Origin of the sequence: Pseudomonas sp. G5001, assembly GCF_013385475.1 — a bacterium.
In the GTDB taxonomy this organism is placed as follows: domain Bacteria; phylum Pseudomonadota; class Gammaproteobacteria; order Pseudomonadales; family Pseudomonadaceae; genus Aquipseudomonas.
Genome location: NZ_JACAPZ010000018.1, coordinates 69,836 through 90,163 on the forward strand (window position 1 = coordinate 69,836; position 20,328 = coordinate 90,163).

Consider the following 20,328-nt stretch of genomic DNA (forward strand, 5'->3'; position numbering starts at 1 on the left):
CAAATAAGGCTAGCATACCGAAACCGCATGAAAACCATCCGTCCCCACATAAGCGACAGCGGTATTTTATGAAACATATTTAGACCCCCCATCGTTCTTACTTCAGCACAAACCAAAATTTACGCACCTAATTATATGCACGAAACCCGCCAAAGCTGATCAAGTTTTGTCGTATAACTCTGGCTCTTCATATCGCGCCGCATCCCCCACACGGCATCCACAAGCGTAGCGTCGCCTTGCCCCATCGTCCATTGATCTGGTCCAGCACCTTCATCACCCGAGTCGCCTCCACCGGTTGTGATATAGCAAACAAATCATAGATGTACTCACCAGGCTGGCAGAGGTTCAACAACATCACCTCAGCCTTGCTGTACTTAAAACCTATTCGAAATATCCGATCGAGTGCACCCACCGCTGCTTGAGTAAGCAACCGCACGTCGTCGGTTGGATACGGCATATCTACCACCACCCCATTGGCATACTTCGCCTCCTCTGGGTTGAACATGCCAGTGCGGATGCACACACGTATCTTCTTGCAGAGCGAGTTCTGAGCGCGGAGCTTTTCAGAGGCACGCATCATGTAGGTGGCCACCGCCTCCTTTATGAGCGGCAGCTCCGTCAGCCTCTTACCAAACATGCGGCTGCAGCAGATCTCCCGCCTAGGCGGATCAGGCGCATCCAGCTCCAGGCAAGGCGTGCCGCCCAACTCCCTCGCAGTCTTCTCGATCACAATGCTGAACTTCTTACGGAGCGTCCACGGATCGGCTTCAGCCAGGTCCATAGCCGACCTGATACCCATAGCATCAAGATGGAGTTTCATCTTGTGACCGACGAGATGATTGGTCAATTGGCTAACGAGACCGGCCGAACAGGAATGTGCTCGATTGCTGATCGTGAGCGGTTCGAAAGGGTCATCAACGCAAACTACCGCAAGCAGGTGGCGTGATGAGCACTCAAAACATCATTAGCGTCAGCGGTGGAAAAGATAGCACCGCCACGCTGCTCGTCGCCATTGCCCTGGAAGCACCCAACCTGCAGGCCGTATTCGCCGACACTGGCAACGAGCATATCCAGACCTATGAGTACCTCGACTACCTAGAACAAGCCACACAAACGAAAATCACTCGGGTGCGTACCGACTTCACCCAGCGCATTGAAGGTAAACGCCGATTCATCGAGACAAAATGGCGGGAGCAAGGCGTCGCTGAGCGGGTCGTACTGGCGGCGCTGGATGTTCTACAGTCCACAGGTAATCCGTTCCTTGACCTGCGCATCTGGAAAGGCCGGTTCCCCAGCAGAAAGGCCCAGTTCTGCACCATGGAGCTGAAGCGAGACCCAATGTTTGAGCAAGTGATTCTGCCGTTGATGGGCGACGGCGATATGATCATGAGCTGGCAGGGTGTGCGTGCCGACGAATCGATCAACAGGCGATATCTGCCCGAGTGCGACGAAGAAGGTGGCGGCCTGTTCAACTACCGACCGATTTTGAAGTGGGATATCCCGGCCGTGTTCGAGGCTCACGGTTACATGGGCATAAAACCGAACCCGCTTTATTCACAGGGCATGGGACGCGTCGGCTGCATGCCCTGTATCAACTGCAGGAAGGACGAATTAAGAGAGATAGCCTTGCGGTTCCCCGAAGTGATTGACCGTATAGATCAATGGGAGAGGATTGTCCAACAGGCAAGCAAACGCGGTGCAGCTACGTTCTTTGCTGGCTCTAACGCCAAACACCCGAAAGGCTCTATTTCCAACATGACTGCCCTGGAGGTGATGGAGATCGCGAGTGTCCGTCAGGCGGTTGAATGGTTCAAAACCGCACGAGGCGGCATCCAGTACGACTTGATGATCTCCACCGACTCTACGGCCTGCTCCAGTGCGTATGGGCTCTGCGAGTCGGCCTGGGAGCCAGTCACCATATTGGAGGCTGCAGCATGAGCTTTACTCGCTGGTTAATGATCAATCGCGCCTCCGAACTTACTGGCTACAGCGAAGACGCTATCCGACACAAAGTGAAAACCGGCACCTGGGCCCAGGGCCGGATCTGGCGCAAGCCCCCAGACGGCCGCATCGCTATCAACATGACGGAGTATGACAAGTGGGCCGAGAGCGCACCTCAGGAAGCGGCCTAGAAACCGAGCTGGCAAAGCACAAGGGGATTGAGATACACGGCGGCTACCTGCGCGTCGTGTTCATGTGGCGACGTATACGCTGCCGCGAATCCCTCGGCCTTCCGATCACCAAAGCAAACATTAAACACGCCGCCCTATTAAGGGCGGCAATTCTTCATGAGATCAAAACCGGCCACTTTGACTATGGCCGACACTTTCCCAACTCGAAGCACGCGACCAACTACAGTTGTGCTAAGGACGAAAAGCTAGGGGCTCTGCTGGCCCGGTACAAACCGCTAAAGGCTGTCGACATTACACCGATGACCGAGGAGAAATACGGCTACGCCTTGGACATCTGCACGGCCTTGGTCGGAATTGATCGTCTCGCCGGCGTTTTGCTGCCCGAAGACATCCAGTTACTGAGGAAGCTGTTGATTGCAGATCGAGCGCCGTCAACAGTCAATCACTACCTGGCTACGTTCGCCGGCTTCTTGGGCTGGTGCGAGACCAATGGATATTGCCGTAAGGGGTTATCAGAAGCGTGCAATCGGTTCGCAATGCAAGGCCAAGAGCCTGATCCGCTTACTCGTGACGAATTCCAGCTGCTGGTCGATAAAGGATGCCTTCACCCTCAGGACTCAGCGGCGATTACCTTGGCCGTGTATACCGGGCTTAGACCAGGTGAGCTATGTGCGCTGGCTGTTGAAGACATCGACTTGCACGCAGGTCAGATCAACATCACCCGCGCCATAACTGCCAACGGCACATTCAAGGTCCCCAAAACAGGAAAGCCTCGCTCAGTATTATTAATGCCGCCAGCGGTGGAAGCCTGCCGGGTATTGATGTCGCTCGTTGCCGATCACCCTGCACGCCCTATTGAGGTATTCCAGAACAGGCACGAAAGCCGAAAAGAGAGGGTGACCCCAGTGCTTTCTCCCTCCACCCAGGCACGCAAGAAGATCATAAATTTCTGGTACGTGCCAACCGCGTGGAACACCAAGTGGGCGGCGATTCAAAAGCGTTCTGGCATCCGTCCGCGACGACCATATCAAACGCGCCATACCTACGCCTGCTGGTGTCTGACAGCCAACGGTAACCTTGCTTTTATCGCAAAACAGATGGGGCATAAAGACTTCACAATGCTTGTAGAAGTCTACGCGAGGTGGATGGAGGAGGAGTCTGATACGGAATTACAACGAATTTGGGCAGGTATTCAACAATCAGGATGAGCAGCAACACAAATCAATACAGGCAGAAAAACCTAAACTGCTGATATTTAAGAATTTTATAAAAACCAGAAAAAATCTACTTCGCTCTCCTAGGTGGCCCGCTCGGCTCTGCCGAGCGGGCCACCTAGGAGAGCCTATAGGCACACGGCCCACGATCTTTTTATAATATCGAATTGTCAATCATTTTGTCAATTCCCGAGCATAAAAAACCCTGCGAATGCAGGGTTTTTAATCAATGCAGCATCACTGCTGAGCTACGATCACAGGCTCCACCCACCCGTTGGTGGCACAAATCTCCTGTATATCCTTAGCTGCGCGCTTATAAGACTCCAAGCTTTGTCGAGTCTTAGCGGCATTAGCGTGGCGTTGCTCATCAGAGATAGGCTTGAGGTCACGTAGCGATTTGATAGTCATCATCCCCACCCTTCGATTTCCTTTCAGATAGTTCTAGACCGGTATCAGGCAGTCTTGGTTCCCATAATAGGCTTCGCGCATTCGATCCATGGAATGGCGGTAGCTAAGCTTTTCATCCTCAACGATGAGGTTGAAAGCCAACGTTTCTTGCGACTCCTGCTGAGCGTAAATAGAGCACATACGCACAAATAATTCCTCGAACAGGTCGTCAAAAATCTTCAACTTTTCTTGCATTGGCGCTTTCAGAGGATGGGCATCTTCCATCTCACTACAGAAACAAAGATAGCCGCCTCTCTGCCGACGTGGTCTGTGGTACATCACTACACCCTTCTTTTTCGGGTAGAGCGACGTGACATTATGCGATTCACGCAGAAAAAACCAGAGCCACAAGGTAGCTGCTGCACTCATCACATATCGGCTGAAGGTGATCTCAACTTTAGCAGATGTTTTGTCCAGCGCTTCAATCAGCGCTACCATTCGATCCACATTTCCACCAGCGTTGTGACGCAGATGAATCTCAATCAAGTCACCCTCGGATGCCTTGTTGAGAACGTCAATGATCGGATTGACTGTCTCAGCTGAAATTTGATCTTGAAGCTCAAGCTTCAGCTTCGCGCGAGTATCCTCAACGCTCGGCAGTTCTACTCCAATATTCGCCTCCAATGCTATCCCTCGCTTGATCGATTTCGGCGCGAGATGTTACCAGCCAGGTGAAACACTATCAATGTGATATCAAAATGAACCGACGAACGCTCATCCGTCCCATCACAAAATACAAACCATGCACTGAAGCAGGCACATCGCGTGGTACGCTTTGATGAATATATGACCACATCTAACTCTAGGGTTTGTCATAGCGCAATGCCCCAAATCTGCCCCAAACCACGAGCCTAATAGACCGCAAGCCACTGATGAATAAAGTAATTTCCGATCTGTCCTCCCACACCCCGATGATGCAGCAGTACTGGCGCCTGAAAAACCAGCACCCTGATCAGTTGATGTTCTACCGCATGGGCGACTTCTACGAGATCTTCTATGAAGACGCGAAGAAGGCGGCCAAGTTGCTGGACATCACCCTGACCGCGCGCGGGCAGTCGGCCGGGCAGTCAATTCCGATGTGCGGGATTCCATATCATTCGTTGGAAGGTTACCTGGTCAAGCTGGTGAAGCTGGGCGAGTCGGTGGTGATCTGTGAGCAGATCGGCGACCCGGCCACCAGCAAGGGCCCGGTGGAACGCCAGGTGGTGCGCATCATCACGCCGGGTACGGTGAGTGATGAGGCGCTGCTGGATGAGCGTCGCGACAACCTGATCGCGGCAGTACTGGGGGACGAACGCCTGTTCGGCCTGGCAGTCCTGGATATCACCAGTGGCAACTTCACGGTGCTGGAGATCAAGGGCTGGGAGAATCTGCTGGCGGAGCTTGAGCGCGTCAACCCGGTGGAGTTGATGATCCCGGACGACTGGCCAAAGGACCTGCCGGCGGAACGTCGCCGTGGGACCAAGCGTCGTGCGCCGTGGGATTTCGAGCGTGATTCGGCGCTGAAAAGCCTGTGCCAGCAATTCTCCGTGCAAGACCTCAAGGGCTTCGGTTGCGAAACCCTGACCCTGGCCATCGGCGCCGCCGGTTGCCTGCTCAGCTATGCCAAGGAAACCCAGCGCACTGCCCTGCCGCATTTGCGCAGCCTGCGTCATGAACGCCTGGACGACACCGTGGTGCTGGATGGCGCCAGCCGTCGCAACCTGGAACTGGACACCAACCTCGCCGGCGGGCGCGACAACACCCTGCAATCGGTGGTCGACCGTTGCCAGACCGCCATGGGCAGCCGCTTGCTCACCCGCTGGTTGAACCGCCCGCTGCGGGATTTGACCGTGCTGCAAGCCCGCCAGACCTCTATTACCTGCCTGCTCGACCGCTACCGCTTTGAAAAGCTGCAACCGCAGCTCAAGGAAATCGGCGATATCGAGCGGATCCTGGCGCGGATCGGCCTGCGTAACGCGCGGCCCCGCGACCTGGCACGCCTGCGCGATGCCCTCGGCGCCCTGCCGCAACTGCAAGCGGCGATGACCGAACTGGAAGCACCGCACCTGCAGCAGCTGGCAGTCACCACCGGCACCTACCCGGAGCTGGCGGCGCTGCTGGAAAAAGCCATCATCGACAACCCGCCCGCGATCATCCGTGACGGTGGCGTGTTGAAGACCGGTTACGACACCGAGCTGGATGAGCTGCAATCCCTGAGCGAGAACGCCGGGCAGTTCCTGATTGACCTGGAAGCCCGTGAAAAAGCCCGCACCGGCCTGGCCAACCTGAAAGTCGGCTACAACCGCGTGCACGGCTACTTTATCGAGTTGCCAAGCAAGCAGGCCGAGCAGGCGCCGATCGATTACCAGCGCCGCCAGACCCTCAAGGGTGCCGAGCGCTTTATCACTCCGGAGCTTAAAGAATTCGAAGACAAGGCGCTGTCGGCCAAAAGCCGCGCCCTGGCCCGGGAGAAAATGCTCTACGAAGCCTTGCTCGAAAGCCTGATCGACAAGCTTGCGCCGTTGCAGGACACCGCCGCCGCCCTGGCCGAGCTGGATGTACTGAGCAACCTGGCCGAGCGTGCCCTGAACCTTGACCTGAACTGCCCGCGCTTTGTCAGCGAGCCGTGCATGCGCATCGTGCAAGGTCGCCACCCGGTGGTTGAGCAGGTGTTGACCACGCCGTTCGTCGCCAACGACCTGTCGCTGGACGACGACACCCGCATGCTGGTGATCACCGGTCCGAACATGGGCGGTAAATCCACCTACATGCGTCAGACCGCGTTGATCGTGCTGCTGGCGCATATCGGCAGCTTCGTGCCGGCGGCAAGCTGCGAATTGTCACTGGTGGACCGCATCTTCACCCGGATCGGTTCCAGCGATGACCTGGCCGGCGGCCGTTCGACCTTTATGGTGGAAATGAGCGAAACCGCCAACATCCTGCACAACGCCACCGAACGCAGCCTGGTGCTGATGGACGAAGTGGGCCGCGGCACCAGCACCTTCGACGGGCTGTCCCTGGCGTGGGCGGCGGCCGAACGTTTGGCGCACCTGCGGGCATATACGCTATTCGCGACGCACTACTTCGAACTGACCGTGCTGCCGGAAAACGAGCCGTTGGTAGCCAACGTGCACCTCAATGCCACCGAGCACAACGAGCGCATCGTGTTCCTGCACCACGTGCTGCCCGGCCCGGCAAGCCAGAGTTACGGCCTGGCCGTGGCGCAACTGGCGGGGGTGCCGGCCGAGGTGATTACCCGTGCTCGCGAGCACCTGAGCCGCCTGGAAGAAACCGCGCTGCCCCATGAGATCCCCGTGGTCAGCCCGGCCAAGGCCAGCAACAAACCCAGCGCGCCGCACCAGAGCGACATGTTCGCCAGCCTGCCTCATCCGGTACTGGATGAGTTGGCTAAGCTTGACCTGGATGACGTGACGCCGCGAAAAGCGCTCGAAATGTTATATGCACTGAAGACTCGGATATAACGCAGACGCTTGCAAGCTGGTAGACTCTCGCGCGGTTTGGGATGCTGCGGGCTTTTAGCCTGGCCTGCAGACTATCGCTCCCGAACCTCGCGAGCCCTGCCACAAAGGGTTTCGCTGCCGCCGCCTGAGGAGAAAATTAGAAATGACCTTCGTCGTCACCGACAACTGCATCAAGTGCAAGTACACCGACTGCGTAGAAGTGTGTCCGGTGGACTGCTTCTACGAAGGCCCGAATTTCCTGGTCATCCACCCGGACGAGTGCATTGACTGCGCCCTGTGTGAACCAGAATGCCCGGCCGTCGCTATTTTCTCCGAGGACGAAGTCCCCGCAGAGATGCAGGAATTTATTCAGTTGAACGTTGAGCTGGCGGAAATCTGGCCGAATATCACTGAGCGCAAAGACCCGATGCCGGATGCGGCAGAGTGGGATGGCAAAAAAGGCAAGATTGCCGACCTCGAACGCTGATAGCGTCGATGCCCTCCAAAAGGCCCCTTGCGGGCCTTTTTGCATTTCTGCGGGGCGGGTTTCACTTTTCTACAGGCAAAAAAAAGGGGCGGTATGACCCGCCCACATTTTTTCCCTAGTCCCTGTGTTCCTTTTCATCGTCCTGATGAATCGCATCCTGCGAGGTTCCCTGAATCATCGTTCCTTGATGACTGTGTCAATCCGTGGACACAGGACTGATCTTAGAGAGTTCACGGGGAAGTTCAACGGGATCCAACCCGCCGGGTTTTCGATTTACGCGCTCAAACGCGAATAAATAATCTTTATATTTCAATAAGATAGAAATATAGGTAATCAATTCAAGACGCCCCCGCCGACGAAAAAACCCAAACGCTTACGAAAAAGTAAGTGAATGCTTACACCAGCAATTACGTAAAAGAGTAAAAAACGCCTCGTTGCTGTTCATCAGGCAAGAAAAAGCCCCGACAAGGTCGAGGCTTTTTTCCCATCCGGTGGATCAGTCGTCGCTGACAGTAATCGTCGGCATCGCCTGGGCCTCGGCTTCCTGCAGGACGATTCGCGCGCCTACGTGGCGCGCCAGCTCCTGGTAGACCATGGCAATCTGGCCATCGGGCTCGGCAACCACCGTCGGCTTGCCGCCATCAGCCTGCTCTCGAATCCCCATGGACAGCGGCAACGACGCCAGCAGTTCAACGCCGTACTGGGTCGCGAGCTTCTCGCCGCCGCCTTCACCGAACAGATGCTCGGCGTGGCCGCAGTTGGAGCAGATGTGCACCGCCATGTTTTCCACGACGCCCAGCACCGGGATGTTGACCTTGCGGAACATCTCCACACCCTTGCGGGCATCCAGCAGCGCGAGGTCCTGCGGTGTGGTGACGATCACCGCGCCGGCCACCGGCACTTTCTGCGCCAGGGTCAGCTGGATATCGCCGGTGCCGGGCGGCATATCGATCACCAGGTAGTCCAGGTTGCCCCAGTCGGTCTGCGTGACCAGTTGCAGCAACGCACCGGATACCATCGGGCCGCGCCAGACCATCGGTGTGTTGTCGTCGGTCAGGAAGGCCATGGACATGACTTCCACGCCATGGGACTCGATCGGCACGAACCATTTCTGGTCCTTGATCTTCGGCCGGGTGCCTTCCGGGATGCCAAACATCACGCCCTGGCTCGGGCCATAGATGTCGGCGTCGAGAATCCCGACCCGCGCGCCTTCCCGGGCCAGGGCCAGGGCCAGGTTGGCGGCGGTGGTGGATTTGCCCACGCCGCCCTTGCCGGAAGCCACGGCCACCACGTTCTTGACGTTGGCCAGGCCCGGAATCTGCGCCTGGGCCTTGTGCGGGGCGATCACGCACTGGATGTCGACCCTGGCCGCGCTGACGCCGTCCAGGCCTTCGATGGCCATTTGCAGCATCTGCGCCCAGCCGCTCTTGAACAGGCCTGCGGCGTAGCCCAGCTCAAGCTGGACCGAAACCTTGTCACCCTGCACGTCGATGGCGCGTACGCACCCGGCGCTGACCGGGTCCTGGTTCAGGTAGGGGTCGGTGTACTGGCGAAGAACGGCTTCCACCGCTGCGCGATTGACGGCGCTCATGGGCTACTCCCGAAAAAAGACTGACTAAAACAGGCGGCTATCCTAACCGTTCCAGCGCCCCAGCGGCACGCTTTCGGCCTGCGGGAAAATCCGGAAACAGCCGCACGGGGTGAAATAAATTTCCCGGCGCTTTATAGTGGCCGACCTCCGTTTCATCAAGTAGCCGAGCCCCATGTCCGAGCCACGCAAGATCCTCGTCACCAGCGCCCTGCCCTATGCCAATGGTTCTATCCACCTTGGCCATATGCTTGAGTACATCCAGACCGATATGTGGGTGCGCTTCCAGAAGCATCGCGGCAATCAATGCATTTATGTCTGCGCGGACGACGCCCACGGTTCGGCCATCATGTTGCGCGCCGAGAAGGAAGGGATCACCCCGGAACAACTGATCGCCAATGTCCAGGCTGAACACAGCGCCGACTTTGCCGAGTTCCTGGTGGATTTCGATAACTTCCACTCGACCCACTCCGACGAAAACCGCGAGCTGTCGAGCCAGATCTACCTGCGCCTCAAGGACGCCGGGCACATTGCCACGCGTTCGATCACCCAGTATTTCGACCCGGAAAAGAAAATGTTCCTGGCCGACCGCTTCATCAAGGGCACCTGCCCGAAATGCGGCACTGAGGACCAGTACGGCGACAACTGCGAGAAATGCGGCGCCACTTACGCGCCCACCGACCTGAAGGATCCGAAGTCGGCCATCTCCGGCGCCACCCCGGTACTCAAGGATTCCCAGCACTTCTTCTTCAAGCTCCCGGATTTCCAGCAGATGCTGCAAACCTGGACCCGCAGCGGCACCCTGCAGGACGCCGTGGCGAACAAGATCGCCGAATGGCTGGACGCCGGCCTGCAACAGTGGGACATCTCCCGCGATGCGCCGTACTTCGGCTTTGAGATCCCGGGCGAGCCAGGCAAGTACTTCTACGTGTGGCTGGACGCGCCGATCGGCTACATGGCCAGCTTCAAGAACCTGTGCGACCGCACGCCGGAGCTGGACTTCGACGCGTTCTGGAACAAGGACTCCACGGCCGAGCTGTACCACTTCATCGGCAAGGACATCGTCAACTTCCACGCGCTGTTCTGGCCTGCAATGCTTGAAGGTTCGGGCTATCGCAAGCCAACCGGCATTGCCGTGCACGGTTACCTGACGGTCAACGGCCAGAAGATGTCCAAGTCCCGTGGCACCTTTATCAAGGCGCGCACCTACCTGGACCACCTGTCGCCGGAATACCTGCGCTACTACTACGCCTCCAAGCTGGGCCGTGGTGTCGACGACCTGGACCTGAACCTGGAAGACTTCGTACAGAAGGTCAACTCGGACCTGGTGGGCAAGGTCGTCAACATCGCCAGCCGTTGCGCCGGGTTTATCCACAAGGGCAACGCCGGGGTGCTGGTGGCTGAAAATGCCGCACCTGAGTTGACCGATGCATTCCTGGCCGCCGCGCCGAGCATCGCCGATGCCTATGAAGCTCGCGACTTTGCCCGGGCCATGCGCGAAATCATGGGCCTGGCCGACCGCGCCAACGCCTGGATCGCCGACAAGGCGCCGTGGTCGCTGAACAAGCAGGAAGGCAAGCAGGCTGAAGTCCAGGCGATCTGCGCCACGGGCGTCAACCTGTTTCGTCAGTTGGTGATCTTCCTCAAGCCGGTATTGCCATTGCTGGCAGCCGACGCCGAGGCGTTCCTCAATGTGCCGCCGCTGACCTGGAATGACCACGCGACACTGCTCGGCAACCATCAGTTGAATGAGTTCAAGCCGCTGATGACCCGTATCGACCCGGTAAAAGTGCAGGCCATGACCGACGCATCGAAAGAAGACCTCGAGGCCAGCAAGACCGATACCGGCGACGCTGCACCTGCGGGCAATGGCGAACTGGCGAAAGATCCGTTGTCGCCGGAAATCGACTTCGACGCCTTCGCTGCGGTGGACTTGCGGGTGGCCCTGATCCTCAAGGCCGAAGCCGTGGAAGGCGCCGACAAGCTGCTGCGCCTGACCCTGGACATCGGTGATGAACAACGCAACGTGTTCTCGGGGATCAAGAGCGCCTATCCGGACCCATCCAAGCTCGATGGTCGCCTGACCATGATGATCGCCAACCTCAAGCCGCGGAAAATGAAGTTCGGTATCTCCGAAGGCATGGTGATGGCGGCCGGCCCTGGCGGTGAAGAGATCTACCTGTTGAGCCCGGACAGCGGCGCCAAGCCGGGTCAGCGCATCAAGTAACAATGGCTAACTGCCTCATGGTCTCGGCCATGGGGCGGTTTCAGCTAGTACCCCCTCCTCGCTTGCCGGATAATCGGATTCTGTTTGCTGTCGGCCCGTTGTTGGCTGTGGCTTTTCCGGGTTCCAACGCAATGATCAAACCATGAGCCTGATTCAACGTATCGACGCCCTGCTGCCGCAAACCCAGTGTGGCAAATGTGGGCATCCTGGCTGCAAGCCCTACGCAGAAGGCATTGCCCAAGGCGAGGCGATCAACAAGTGCCCTCCGGGCGGCCAGGAAACCATTGCAGCCCTGGCGCAGCTGTTGAAGCTCCCGGTGCTGGAGTTGGACACATCTCGAGGGGAAGCGCCCGCACAGATCGCGTTTATCCGTGAAGCGGAGTGCATCGGCTGTACCAAATGCATCCAGGCCTGCCCGGTGGACGCTATCGTCGGTGCTGCCAAATTGATGCACACGGTGATTGTCGACGAGTGCACGGGTTGCGACCTGTGTGTAGCACCCTGCCCGGTTGATTGCATCGAAATGCGTCCGGTGAGCACCGTGGTACCGATTGTCGGCGGGCTGGCCTCCAATGATCATGAACGCGAGGCACGCAGCCTCAAGCGCGACCGGGCCCGGCGACGGTTTGAACAGCGCAACGCGCGGCTGCAACGCGAAGAGGAACAGAAACTTGCCGAACGCCAGGCACGCTCCAAGCGCGCCGCCCCGGTAGCTGCGGCCACGGTCAACCCGGTCCAGGCGGCCATTGAGCGGGTTCGTGCACAAAAAGCCGCGGCCATGGACGCCGCCTTGAAGAAGGCCAAGATCAACCTGGCCATGAGCCGCGCCCAATTGCACAAATCCCTGAAAGCTTTCGGCCACCCGCCGACCTTTGAACAGCAGTCGCAGTTGATCATTCTGCAACAGCACTTCGAAACGGCAGAGCAGGCGCTTGCAGCACTGGTGGTGGCTGATGCCCGCACCTGAACCCCTTGAGCACCGGCCCCACGTGATGAAGCGTGTACTGCCGGTGCACGCCGCGTTTATCCTGCTTGGGTTATTGGGCCCGTTTTTCGTAACCACACTGACTGTCCGCAAGGAACCGCTCGCCCCATGAACGCCGCAAAACGCCTGGAAATTTTCCGCCGGCTTCACGAAGACAACCCGGAACCGAAAACCGAACTGGCCTATTCCTCGCCGTTCGAGTTGCTGATCGCCGTGATTCTCTCGGCCCAGTCCACAGACGTCGGCGTCAACAAGGCCACCGCCAAGTTGTATCCGGTGGCGAACACCCCGGAGGCGATCTACGCGCTGGGGGTTGAGGGGTTGTCCGAATACATCAAGACCATCGGCCTGTACAACAGCAAGGCGAAGAATGTCATCGAGACATGCCGGCTGCTGGTGGAACTGCACGGCGGCGAAGTACCGCAAACGCGCGAAGCCCTGGAAGCCCTTCCGGGTGTTGGCCGAAAAACCGCCAATGTGGTGCTCAATACGGCATTTCGCCAATTGACCATGGCGGTGGACACGCACATCTTTCGGGTCAGCAACCGAACCGGTATTGCCCGCGGAAAAAATGTGGTGGAGGTGGAAAAACAGCTGATGAAGTTCGTGCCCAAGCCGTACCTGCTGGACTCGCATCACTGGTTGATCCTTCACGGACGCTATGTCTGCCAGGCCCGCAAGCCACGCTGTGGCAGCTGCCGCATCGAAGACCTGTGCGAATACAAGGAAAAGACTTCCGACGATTGAGCCATCATTGCTTTTATCGATGAGTCGATTGAAAAAATCTTTTTTACCAGGCCCGAGATTATCGTTATAAGGAGCGCCAACGGCAGTCTTAGCCTGGAGTTAACCTTATGAGCACTGGCAAAGAACAACTGGATGTAGAAGACGACGTTGTTGGCGCTGAATCCGACGATGATGCAGCAGAAGCACCGGTAGAGGTGGCCAAGACCAATTTGAGCAAACGCCGCACCATCGACAACCTTCTGGAAGAGCGGCGCTTGCAAAAACAGTTGGCCGATTACGACTTCGATCTCTAATCGATCCAACGATAAACAGAAGCCTCCCTTGCGGAGGCTTTTTTCTGACTGGATGTAAATGTGAGGCCGGCCTACACCAGGCCGTTACGCTGGGCCAGCTCGATCAAGTCCACCAGCGAGCGGGCGTTGAGCTTGAGCAGCAAGCGGGTCTTGTAGGTGCTCACAGTCTTGTTGCTCAGGAACATGCCATCGGCGATCTCCTTGTTGGTCTTGCCGCGGGCCAACTGCTGCAACACCATCATCTCCCGGCCGGACAGGCGCTCGACCATGTCCGCTTCGCTGGCGTTACCCATTGTGGAGCGCACCGAGTTCAACGCCTGGTTGGGGAAGTAGCTGTACCCGCACAGCACCGCCTTGACCGCGCTCAACAGCTCGGTGAGATCCTGTTGCTTGCACACGTAGCCGGCAGCACCCGCCTGCATACACCGCATCGAGAAATGCCCGGGCGCCTGGGACGTCAGCACCAGCACCTTGAAGGGATGTGCCTGTTTGGTTGATGACAGCCGGCATATAACTTCCAGGCCATCGAGTTTGGGAATTCCAATATCCAGTATGACAATGTCCGGCATATGCTCGCGCGCAAGTTGCAAGGCATCGACACCGTTATCGGTCTCGGCAACGACCTCATAACTATGACGTTCCATTAGCATACGCACAGCAAGACGAATGACGGGATGATCATCCACGATCAGCACTTTATTCATGGGCAAGTCCAATTTCGCTGTTCGAATTATTAAGAGTAAGCACAATAGCCTAGTCGTTTCTCGCTTGGCATAGCGCTCCCCCCCAAGCAACAGCAAGCAGAGACCTAACCCACAAAGACATAGGATTTAACCTACAAAAAAACGCCAGATCGGAGCTATCCAGTTTTGTTGGGGCTTTCAGAACTTTCCGAGCACAAACATATTTTGAGTGAAAATTCCCAGGATTACGCGGGCCCGGGTAAACGCGCCGTACACAAGTTTCAGGAAATGCCCCTTGTGCGCTGTCAGAAGACCTGTGAACCCGGAGGGAAACCGGGTTTTTAAAAGTTCCATTCGACATAATTACTAACGCTCCATAAATCCTACAGGCATGTCAGCATCTGACATATTCGCGGTACATTTCTGAGTGAATTTTCTGTAGTACATAGTTCCTGCCTACAAGAAAAAATCTCACTTTCAACAATGCATCACTTATCGAGCGAAATTAATAAACATTGCCCCCGTAAAAATATAAACACTCCAGATCATCTCCTGGAGTACCTGAACTTTTTCGAAGCGAACAATAAACACAGGCGCACGCCCGATGATTCCGGATGTATTTTCAACCAAAAAAAAATGGCCCCTTGAGGGGCCATTTTTCATTGCAACTTACAACACTCAGAACAACTTGCGACCTTTGTTGGCCGCAATGCGCATGCGCAACGCGTTCAGCTTGATGAAGCCTGCCGCGTCTGCCTGGTTGTAGGCGCCGCCATCTTCTTCAAAAGTGGCGATGTTGGCGTCGAACAACGACTCATCGGACTTGCGACCGGTCACGATCACGTTGCCCTTGTACAGCTTCAGGCGCACAACGCCGTTCACGTGGACCTGGGAAGCGTCGATCATCTGTTGCAGCATCAGACGCTCCGGGCTCCACCAGTAGCCGGTGTAGATCAGGCTGGCGTACTTGGGCATCAACTCGTCTTTGAGGTGAGCCACTTCACGGTCCAGGGTGATGGACTCAATGGCGCGGTGAGCGCGCAGCATGATGGTGCCGCCCGGGGTTTCGTAGCAACCACGGGACTTCATGCCCACGTAACGGTTCTCGACGATGTCGAGGCGGCCGATACCGTGTTCGCCACCGATACGGTTCAGGGTCGCCAATACGGTGGCCGGGGTCATTTCGACGCCGTCCAGCGCGACGATGTCGCCGTTGCGGTAGGTCAGTTCCAGGTACTGGGCCTTGTCAGGAGCGTTCTCCGGGGAGACGGTCCATTTCCACATGTCTTCTTCGTGCTCGGTCCAGGTGTCTTCCAGCACGCCGCCTTCATAGGAGATGTGCAGCAAGTTGGCGTCCATCGAGTACGGGGACTTCTTCTTGCCGTGACGCTCGATCGGGATCGCGTGCTTTTCAGCGTAGTCCATAAGCTTTTCACGGGACAACAGGTCCCATTCACGCCACGGAGCAATCACTTTTACGCCTGGCTTCAAGGCGTAGGCGCCCAGTTCGAAACGCACCTGGTCGTTGCCCTTGCCGGTGGCGCCATGGGAAATGGCGTCGGCGCCGGTTTCGTTGGCGATTTCGATCAGGCGCTTGGCGATCAGCGGACGTGCGATGGAAGTACCCAGCAGGTACTCGCCTTCGTAGACAGTGTTGGCGCGAAACATCGGGAAAACGAAATCGCGGACGAACTCTTCGCGCAGGTCGTCAATGTAGATCTCTTTCACGCCCATGGCTTGCGCCTTGGCACGTGCAGGTTCGACCTCTTCGCCCTGACCCAGGTCAGCGGTGAAGGTCACCACTTCACAGTTATAAGTATCCTGCAGCCACTTGAGGATCACCGAAGTGTCCAGGCCGCCGGAATACGCGAGAACGACCTTGTTTACGTCGGCCATGCCATCACTCCACGGGGTTGTACGGAAAGGCGTCGATTCTACCGACCAAAACCGTGAAATTACAGAGGCGCGACAGCAAATGAAGATAAAGCGACAGATTATGTCGAGCGGGCGACGAAACGCCGCACCTTATGAGGTGGCGGCAGCGTTGCCTGGCGCCTTGGCCTGGGGCGCCGGTTTCTCGGGGGCTGCCACCCGTTCGAGCTGAATATTCACCCGGCGGTTTTTCGCCCGGTTGGCCGCGTTGGTGTTCGGCGCCAGCGGATAGCTTTCGCCATGAAAGCGCAGGGTAATCTGCGATTCCTGGATGCCATTGGCCTTGAAGTAGTCCATCACCGCCAATGCACGACGCCGCGAAACGTCGCGATTGGTCAGGCGATTGCCGCTGTTGTCGGAGTGGCCATTCAACTCGACGTGGTTAACCGTCGGGTCGGCTTTCATGAACTCGAGAATCACCGAGAGCTTTTTCCTGGCCGCCGCGTCCAGTTCGATGCCGCCACCCGGGAAACCCACCTCGGTCTGTTTGACCTGCTCGAAATTCATCGGCAGCAGCTTGGTGGTGCAGAGTTGGTAGTCGTTGTAGGCCTTGCTGAATTTCGCCGGCAGCAGGCGGATCTCGGAGTAACCGCCGTCGCGGCTATAGTGGCGCACCGTCGGGCTGCGCCCTTCGAGCAGGCCGGTAAACAAACGCCCGGCCTGGGCCTGGGAGCTGTTGAACAGCACATCGCCACTGCCGACACGCACCGCCCCCAGGTTGATATCGCCACGCCCCGGCTGCCACGGCGCAGCCGCCGCCAACAGGGTTGCGGAACCGGCACCCAACGAGCCGTTAAAGGCTTTCAGGCGAAACGTCGCCTGCTCGCCGGCCCGGCGCACGAACTCGCCCGAGCCGAAATCGGTGATCGGCTGGGTCAAGCGGCACTCGAATTTATCGCCCTCCACTTTCCACTCAATATTCTCCAGACGTGTCTGGAACGTGAGGGCCATCGCGGGCAGGCTGGCGAACACACTGAGCAGGGCTAGATAATGCTGGCGCACGGGAGGCTCCACTGGTTTCTACAACACATCAAGGCGTCATACATCGTTAAGGCATACCCAGGGATATCGGTCGCATCCTGCAAAACTTGATAGCGAGTGCCTGCAAGAGTCTTTTCCGGTAGCATTCCCACCAGATTGACCCGCCTGGAATCCCCAATGTCCGACCGCCTGACCCTGCTGCGTCCCGACGACTGGCATATTCATCTTCGCGATGGTGCTGCGTTGCCCCAAACCGTGGCCGATGTAGCGCGCACGTTTGGCCGCGCCATCATCATGCCTAACCTGGTACCTCCGGTGCGTAACGCCGCGGAAGCCGACGCCTATCGCCAGCGCATTCTCGCTGCACGACCGGCCGGCAGCCGCTTCGAACCGTTGATGGTGCTGTACCTGACCGACCGCACCCAGCCCGAAGAAATCCGCCAGGCCAAGGCCAGTGGTTTCGTGCACGCCGCCAAGCTGTACCCGGCCGGCGCGACCACCAACTCCGATTCCGGCGTCACCAGTATCGACAAGATCCTGCCGGCCATCGAAGCCATGGCCGAAGTGGGCATGCCGTTGCTGATCCACGGTGAAGTCACCCGTGGCGATGTCGATGTGTTCGATCGTGAAAAGATCTTCATCGACGAGCACATGCGCCGAGTTGTCGAGCTGTTCCCGACCCTCAAGGTGGTGTTCGAGCACATCACCACCGCCGATGCCGTGCAGTTCGTCACCGAGGCTTCGGCCAACGTCGGCGCGACCATCACCGCGCATCACCTGCTGTACAACCGCAACCACATGCTGGTGGGCGGGATTCGGCCGCACTTCTATTGCCTGCCGATTCTCAAGCGCAACACGCACCAGGTAGCGCTGCTCGATGCCGCCACCAGTGGCAGCGAGAAATTTTTCCTCGGTACCGACTCTGCACCTCACGCCCAACACGCCAAGGAAGCCGCGTGTGGTTGTGCCGGTTGCTATACCGCCTATGCGGCAATCGAGTTGTATGCCGAAGCGTTCGAACAACGCAACGCGCTGGACAAGCTTGAAGGGTTCGCCAGCCTCAACGGCCCACGTTTCTATGGCCTGCCGGCGAATACCGACCGCATTACCCTGGTCCGTGAAGACTGGACCGCCCCCACCAGCCTGCCGTTTGGCGAGCTGACCGTTATCCCGCTGCGCGCCGGTGAAACACTGCGCTGGCGCCTGCTGGAGGAACACCCGTGAGTGAAGACCATTACGACGACGACCAGGAACACGGCGGCGGCGGTGGTGGCGGTTCCCGTCACCCGATGGCCGAGCGTTTCCGTGGCTACCTGCCGGTTGTCATCGACGTAGAAACCGGCGGCTTCAATTGCGCCACTGACGCGCTGCTGGAAATCGCCGCCACGACCATCGGCATGGATGAACAGGGTTTCGTGTTCCCGGAACACACCCACTTCTTCCGCGTCGAGCCGTTCGAAGGCGCCAACATCGAAGCGGCGGCCCTGGAATTCACCGGGATCAAGCTTGATCACCCACTGCGCATGGCCGTCAGTGAAGAAGCGGCGCTGACCGACATCTTCCGTGGCGTACGCAAGGCCCTGAAGGCCAATGGCTGCAAACGCGCGATCCTGGTGGGCCACAACAGCAGCTTCGACCTGGGCTTCCTCAACGCCGCCGTGGCGCGCCTGGACATGAAGCGCAACCCGTTTCACCCGTTCTCCAGCTTCGACACTGCGACCCTGGCCGGTTTGGCCTATGGCCAGACCGTGCTGGCGAAGGCCTGCCAGGCTGCCGGTATCGACTTCGACGGTCGTGAGGCCCACTCGGCCCGCTACGACACCGAGAAGACCGCCGAGCTGTTCTGCGGCATCGTCAACCGTTGGAAACAGATGGGCGGCTGGGAAGACTTCGGCGACTGAAGCCAAATCCCGCGCATAAAAAAACCGGCCCTCTCAGGCCGGTTTTTTTTGCTTCGAACGTGGCTTACAGCTTGCCAGCGTTCTCGGTCAGGTAAGCCGCAACGCCTTCTGGCGAAGCGTTCATGCCTTTGTCGCCTTTTTTCCAGTTGGCAGGGCAGACTTCGCCGTGCTCTTCGTGGAATTGCAGGGCGTCGACCAGACGGATCAGCTCTTCCATGTTACGGCCCAGCGGCAGGTCGTTGATGATCTGCGAGCGTACAACGCCCTTGTCGTCGATCAGGAACGCGCCACGGAATGCCACGCCGCCTTCGGACTCAACGTCGTAGGCCTTGGCGATGTCGTGCTTCATGTCGGCAGCCATGGTGTATTTGACTTTGCCGATGCCGCCATCATTGATGGCGGTGTTGCGCCAGGCGTTGTGGGTGAAATGGGAGTCGATGGAAACGGCAACCACTTCAACATTACGCGCCTTGAAATCGTCCATGCGGTGATCCAGGGCGATCAGCTCCGATGGGCAGACGAAGGTGAAGTCCAGCGGGTAGAAGAACACCAGGCCGTATTTGCCTTTGATGGCTTCAGACAGTTTGAAGCTGTCTACGATTTCGCCATTGCCGAGGACGGCGGGTACGTCGAAATCCGGGGCTTGTTTGCCGACGAGTACGCTCATTGGGTATCTCCTGATGGTGGTGACTGAAGTAAAAGGATCCGTCCCAGTGTGCCGCAGCTAAACGACAGGCCTGTGACGTGATCACGCTTCGTGAAGACCGACCATCATACCGGAAAAAAGCCGTTCGTCAGTGAAGCCGCGTGCAAACACCAAGGCTTGAGAAACTACTTTGACAATCATTCTCGTTAACATTAAGATCCGTCGCACTTAAGCCTTAAACCGCGATGGTTCTCCCTTATGTATGTCTGCCTTTGCACTGGCGTCACCGACGGACAAATCCGCGAAGCAATCTACGAAGGTTGCTGCAGCTACAAGGAAGTACGTGAAACCACCGGCGTTGCCAGCCAATGCGGCAAATGCGCCTGCCTCGCCAAGCAAGTGGTACGGGAAACCCTGACGCAGCTGCAAACTGCCCAGGCTGCGATCCCCTACTCAGCAGAATTTACACACGCTTAATCAGCGTGTTTTAAAGAACCGGACTTAGTGTCCGGTTTTTTTATGCCCGAAATTCAAACAGTTAGCGCCAAGACGCGGAACACAAACATTCTTATTCCGATTAATTTTCATTTATTATTCAATAACTTAGGTTTGACAGTAGTAA

Annotated in this window: 18 protein-coding genes and 2 pseudogenes; 13 read left to right on the plus strand and 7 right to left on the minus strand. The window is 57.6% G+C overall.

Annotated features, from left to right (window positions below; translation table 11 throughout):
* Positions 1–131 precede the first annotated feature (131 nt).
* Positions 132–832: pseudogene (locus HX805_RS17535) on the minus strand (DUF4113 domain-containing protein); the annotation flags it as partial.
* Between HX805_RS17535 and HX805_RS32405 the strand changes: the two are divergent.
* The 4 genes from HX805_RS32405 to HX805_RS17550 are packed head-to-tail and all read left to right on the plus strand — an operon-like array spanning position 824 to position 3,340.
* Positions 824–946, plus strand: a complete 123-nt coding sequence (locus tag HX805_RS32405; protein WP_256344670.1) for a hypothetical protein — start codon at positions 824–826, stop codon at positions 944–946. The pseudogene HX805_RS17535 and the gene HX805_RS32405 sit on opposite strands and share 9 nt — an antisense overlap.
* Complete coding sequence (locus tag HX805_RS17540) at positions 946–1,938, plus strand: phosphoadenosine phosphosulfate reductase family protein (RefSeq protein WP_177081943.1); 993 nt, start codon at positions 946–948, stop codon at positions 1,936–1,938. Before HX805_RS32405 ends, HX805_RS17540 begins: the two co-directional genes overlap by 1 nt.
* Positions 1,935–2,132: an excisionase gene (locus HX805_RS17545; protein WP_177081942.1), complete on the plus strand. Its 198-nt coding sequence runs from the start codon at positions 1,935–1,937 to the stop codon at positions 2,130–2,132. Before HX805_RS17540 ends, HX805_RS17545 begins: the two co-directional genes overlap by 4 nt.
* Complete coding sequence (locus HX805_RS17550) at positions 2,099–3,340, plus strand: site-specific integrase (RefSeq protein ID WP_177081941.1); 1,242 nt, start codon at positions 2,099–2,101, stop codon at positions 3,338–3,340. The genes HX805_RS17545 and HX805_RS17550 overlap by 34 nt, the downstream gene beginning before the upstream one ends.
* Positions 3,341–3,787: 447 nt before the next feature.
* On the opposite strand, the gene HX805_RS17555 is transcribed toward HX805_RS17550, so the two are convergent.
* Positions 3,788–4,417 carry a hypothetical protein gene (locus tag HX805_RS17555; RefSeq protein ID WP_177081940.1) on the minus strand — a complete coding sequence of 210 codons (630 nt, stop codon included), beginning with the start codon at positions 4,415–4,417 and terminating at the stop codon, positions 3,788–3,790.
* A 260-nt stretch (positions 4,418–4,677) separates the two neighbouring features.
* Here HX805_RS17555 and mutS point away from each other — a divergent pair, with 260 nt between their 5' ends.
* Both mutS and fdxA read left to right on the plus strand, forming a co-directional pair.
* Positions 4,678–7,257 carry a DNA mismatch repair protein MutS gene (gene mutS, locus HX805_RS17560; protein ID WP_177081966.1) on the plus strand — a complete coding sequence of 860 codons (2,580 nt, stop codon included), beginning with the start codon at positions 4,678–4,680 and terminating at the stop codon, positions 7,255–7,257.
* A gap of 142 nt (positions 7,258–7,399) precedes the next feature.
* Positions 7,400–7,723, plus strand: a complete 324-nt coding sequence (gene fdxA / locus HX805_RS17565) for a ferredoxin FdxA (RefSeq protein WP_003208688.1) — start codon at positions 7,400–7,402, stop codon at positions 7,721–7,723.
* Between the two features lie 496 nt (positions 7,724–8,219).
* Here the strand turns inward: fdxA and apbC are convergent, their stop codons facing one another.
* A complete protein-coding gene (gene apbC, locus HX805_RS17570) occupies positions 8,220–9,314 on the minus strand; it encodes an iron-sulfur cluster carrier protein ApbC (protein WP_102369833.1) in 1,095 nt (364 codons plus the stop codon).
* A gap of 172 nt (positions 9,315–9,486) precedes the next feature.
* Here apbC and metG point away from each other — a divergent pair, with 172 nt between their 5' ends.
* The 4 genes and pseudogenes from metG (at position 9,487) to HX805_RS17590 (ending at position 13,563) form a co-directional block, all read left to right on the plus strand.
* Positions 9,487–11,538 carry a methionine--tRNA ligase gene (gene metG, locus HX805_RS17575; RefSeq protein ID WP_003208690.1) on the plus strand — a complete coding sequence of 684 codons (2,052 nt, stop codon included), beginning with the start codon at positions 9,487–9,489 and terminating at the stop codon, positions 11,536–11,538.
* A gap of 121 nt (positions 11,539–11,659) precedes the next feature.
* Positions 11,660–12,073, plus strand: a pseudogene (gene rsxB, locus HX805_RS32615) (electron transport complex subunit RsxB); the annotation flags it as partial.
* A 558-nt stretch (positions 12,074–12,631) separates the two neighbouring features.
* The gene (gene nth / locus HX805_RS17585) at positions 12,632–13,270 is read left to right on the plus strand and encodes an endonuclease III (RefSeq protein WP_003208694.1); all 639 of its coding nucleotides are present in this window, start codon (positions 12,632–12,634) and stop codon (positions 13,268–13,270) included.
* A gap of 107 nt (positions 13,271–13,377) precedes the next feature.
* Complete coding sequence (locus HX805_RS17590; protein WP_003208696.1) at positions 13,378–13,563, plus strand: PA3496 family putative envelope integrity protein; 186 nt, start codon at positions 13,378–13,380, stop codon at positions 13,561–13,563.
* Positions 13,564–13,634: 71 nt separating this feature from the next.
* Here HX805_RS17590 and HX805_RS17595 read toward each other — a convergent pair whose 3' ends face one another.
* From HX805_RS17595 to HX805_RS17605, 3 genes are all read right to left on the minus strand, one after another.
* On the minus strand, positions 13,635–14,267 hold the full coding sequence (locus HX805_RS17595) for a response regulator transcription factor (RefSeq protein ID WP_003208698.1): 633 nt from the start codon (positions 14,265–14,267) through the stop codon (positions 13,635–13,637).
* 657 nt (positions 14,268–14,924) lie between these two features.
* Complete coding sequence (locus HX805_RS17600; RefSeq protein ID WP_003208700.1) at positions 14,925–16,142, minus strand: argininosuccinate synthase; 1,218 nt, start codon at positions 16,140–16,142, stop codon at positions 14,925–14,927.
* A 129-nt stretch (positions 16,143–16,271) separates the two neighbouring features.
* A complete protein-coding gene (locus tag HX805_RS17605; RefSeq protein ID WP_087695280.1) occupies positions 16,272–17,180 on the minus strand; it encodes an OmpA family protein in 909 nt (302 codons plus the stop codon).
* A gap of 156 nt (positions 17,181–17,336) precedes the next feature.
* On the opposite strand from HX805_RS17605, the gene pyrC reads away from it, so the two are divergent.
* Positions 17,337–18,383: a dihydroorotase gene (pyrC, locus tag HX805_RS17610; protein ID WP_003208703.1), complete on the plus strand. Its 1,047-nt coding sequence runs from the start codon at positions 17,337–17,339 to the stop codon at positions 18,381–18,383.
* Complete coding sequence (gene rnt / locus HX805_RS17615; RefSeq protein ID WP_177081938.1) at positions 18,380–19,060, plus strand: ribonuclease T; 681 nt, start codon at positions 18,380–18,382, stop codon at positions 19,058–19,060. The genes pyrC and rnt overlap by 4 nt, the downstream gene beginning before the upstream one ends.
* Before the next feature lie 64 nt (positions 19,061–19,124).
* On the opposite strand, the gene HX805_RS17620 is transcribed toward rnt, so the two are convergent.
* Positions 19,125–19,727, minus strand: coding sequence for a peroxiredoxin (locus tag HX805_RS17620; RefSeq protein WP_003172097.1), 603 nt, complete (start codon positions 19,725–19,727; stop codon positions 19,125–19,127).
* A gap of 237 nt (positions 19,728–19,964) precedes the next feature.
* Here HX805_RS17620 and HX805_RS17625 point away from each other — a divergent pair, with 237 nt between their 5' ends.
* Entirely contained in the window at positions 19,965–20,183 is a 219-nt protein-coding gene (locus tag HX805_RS17625; protein WP_003208706.1) for a bacterioferritin-associated ferredoxin, read from the plus strand.
* Positions 20,184–20,328: the final 145 nt, after the last annotated feature.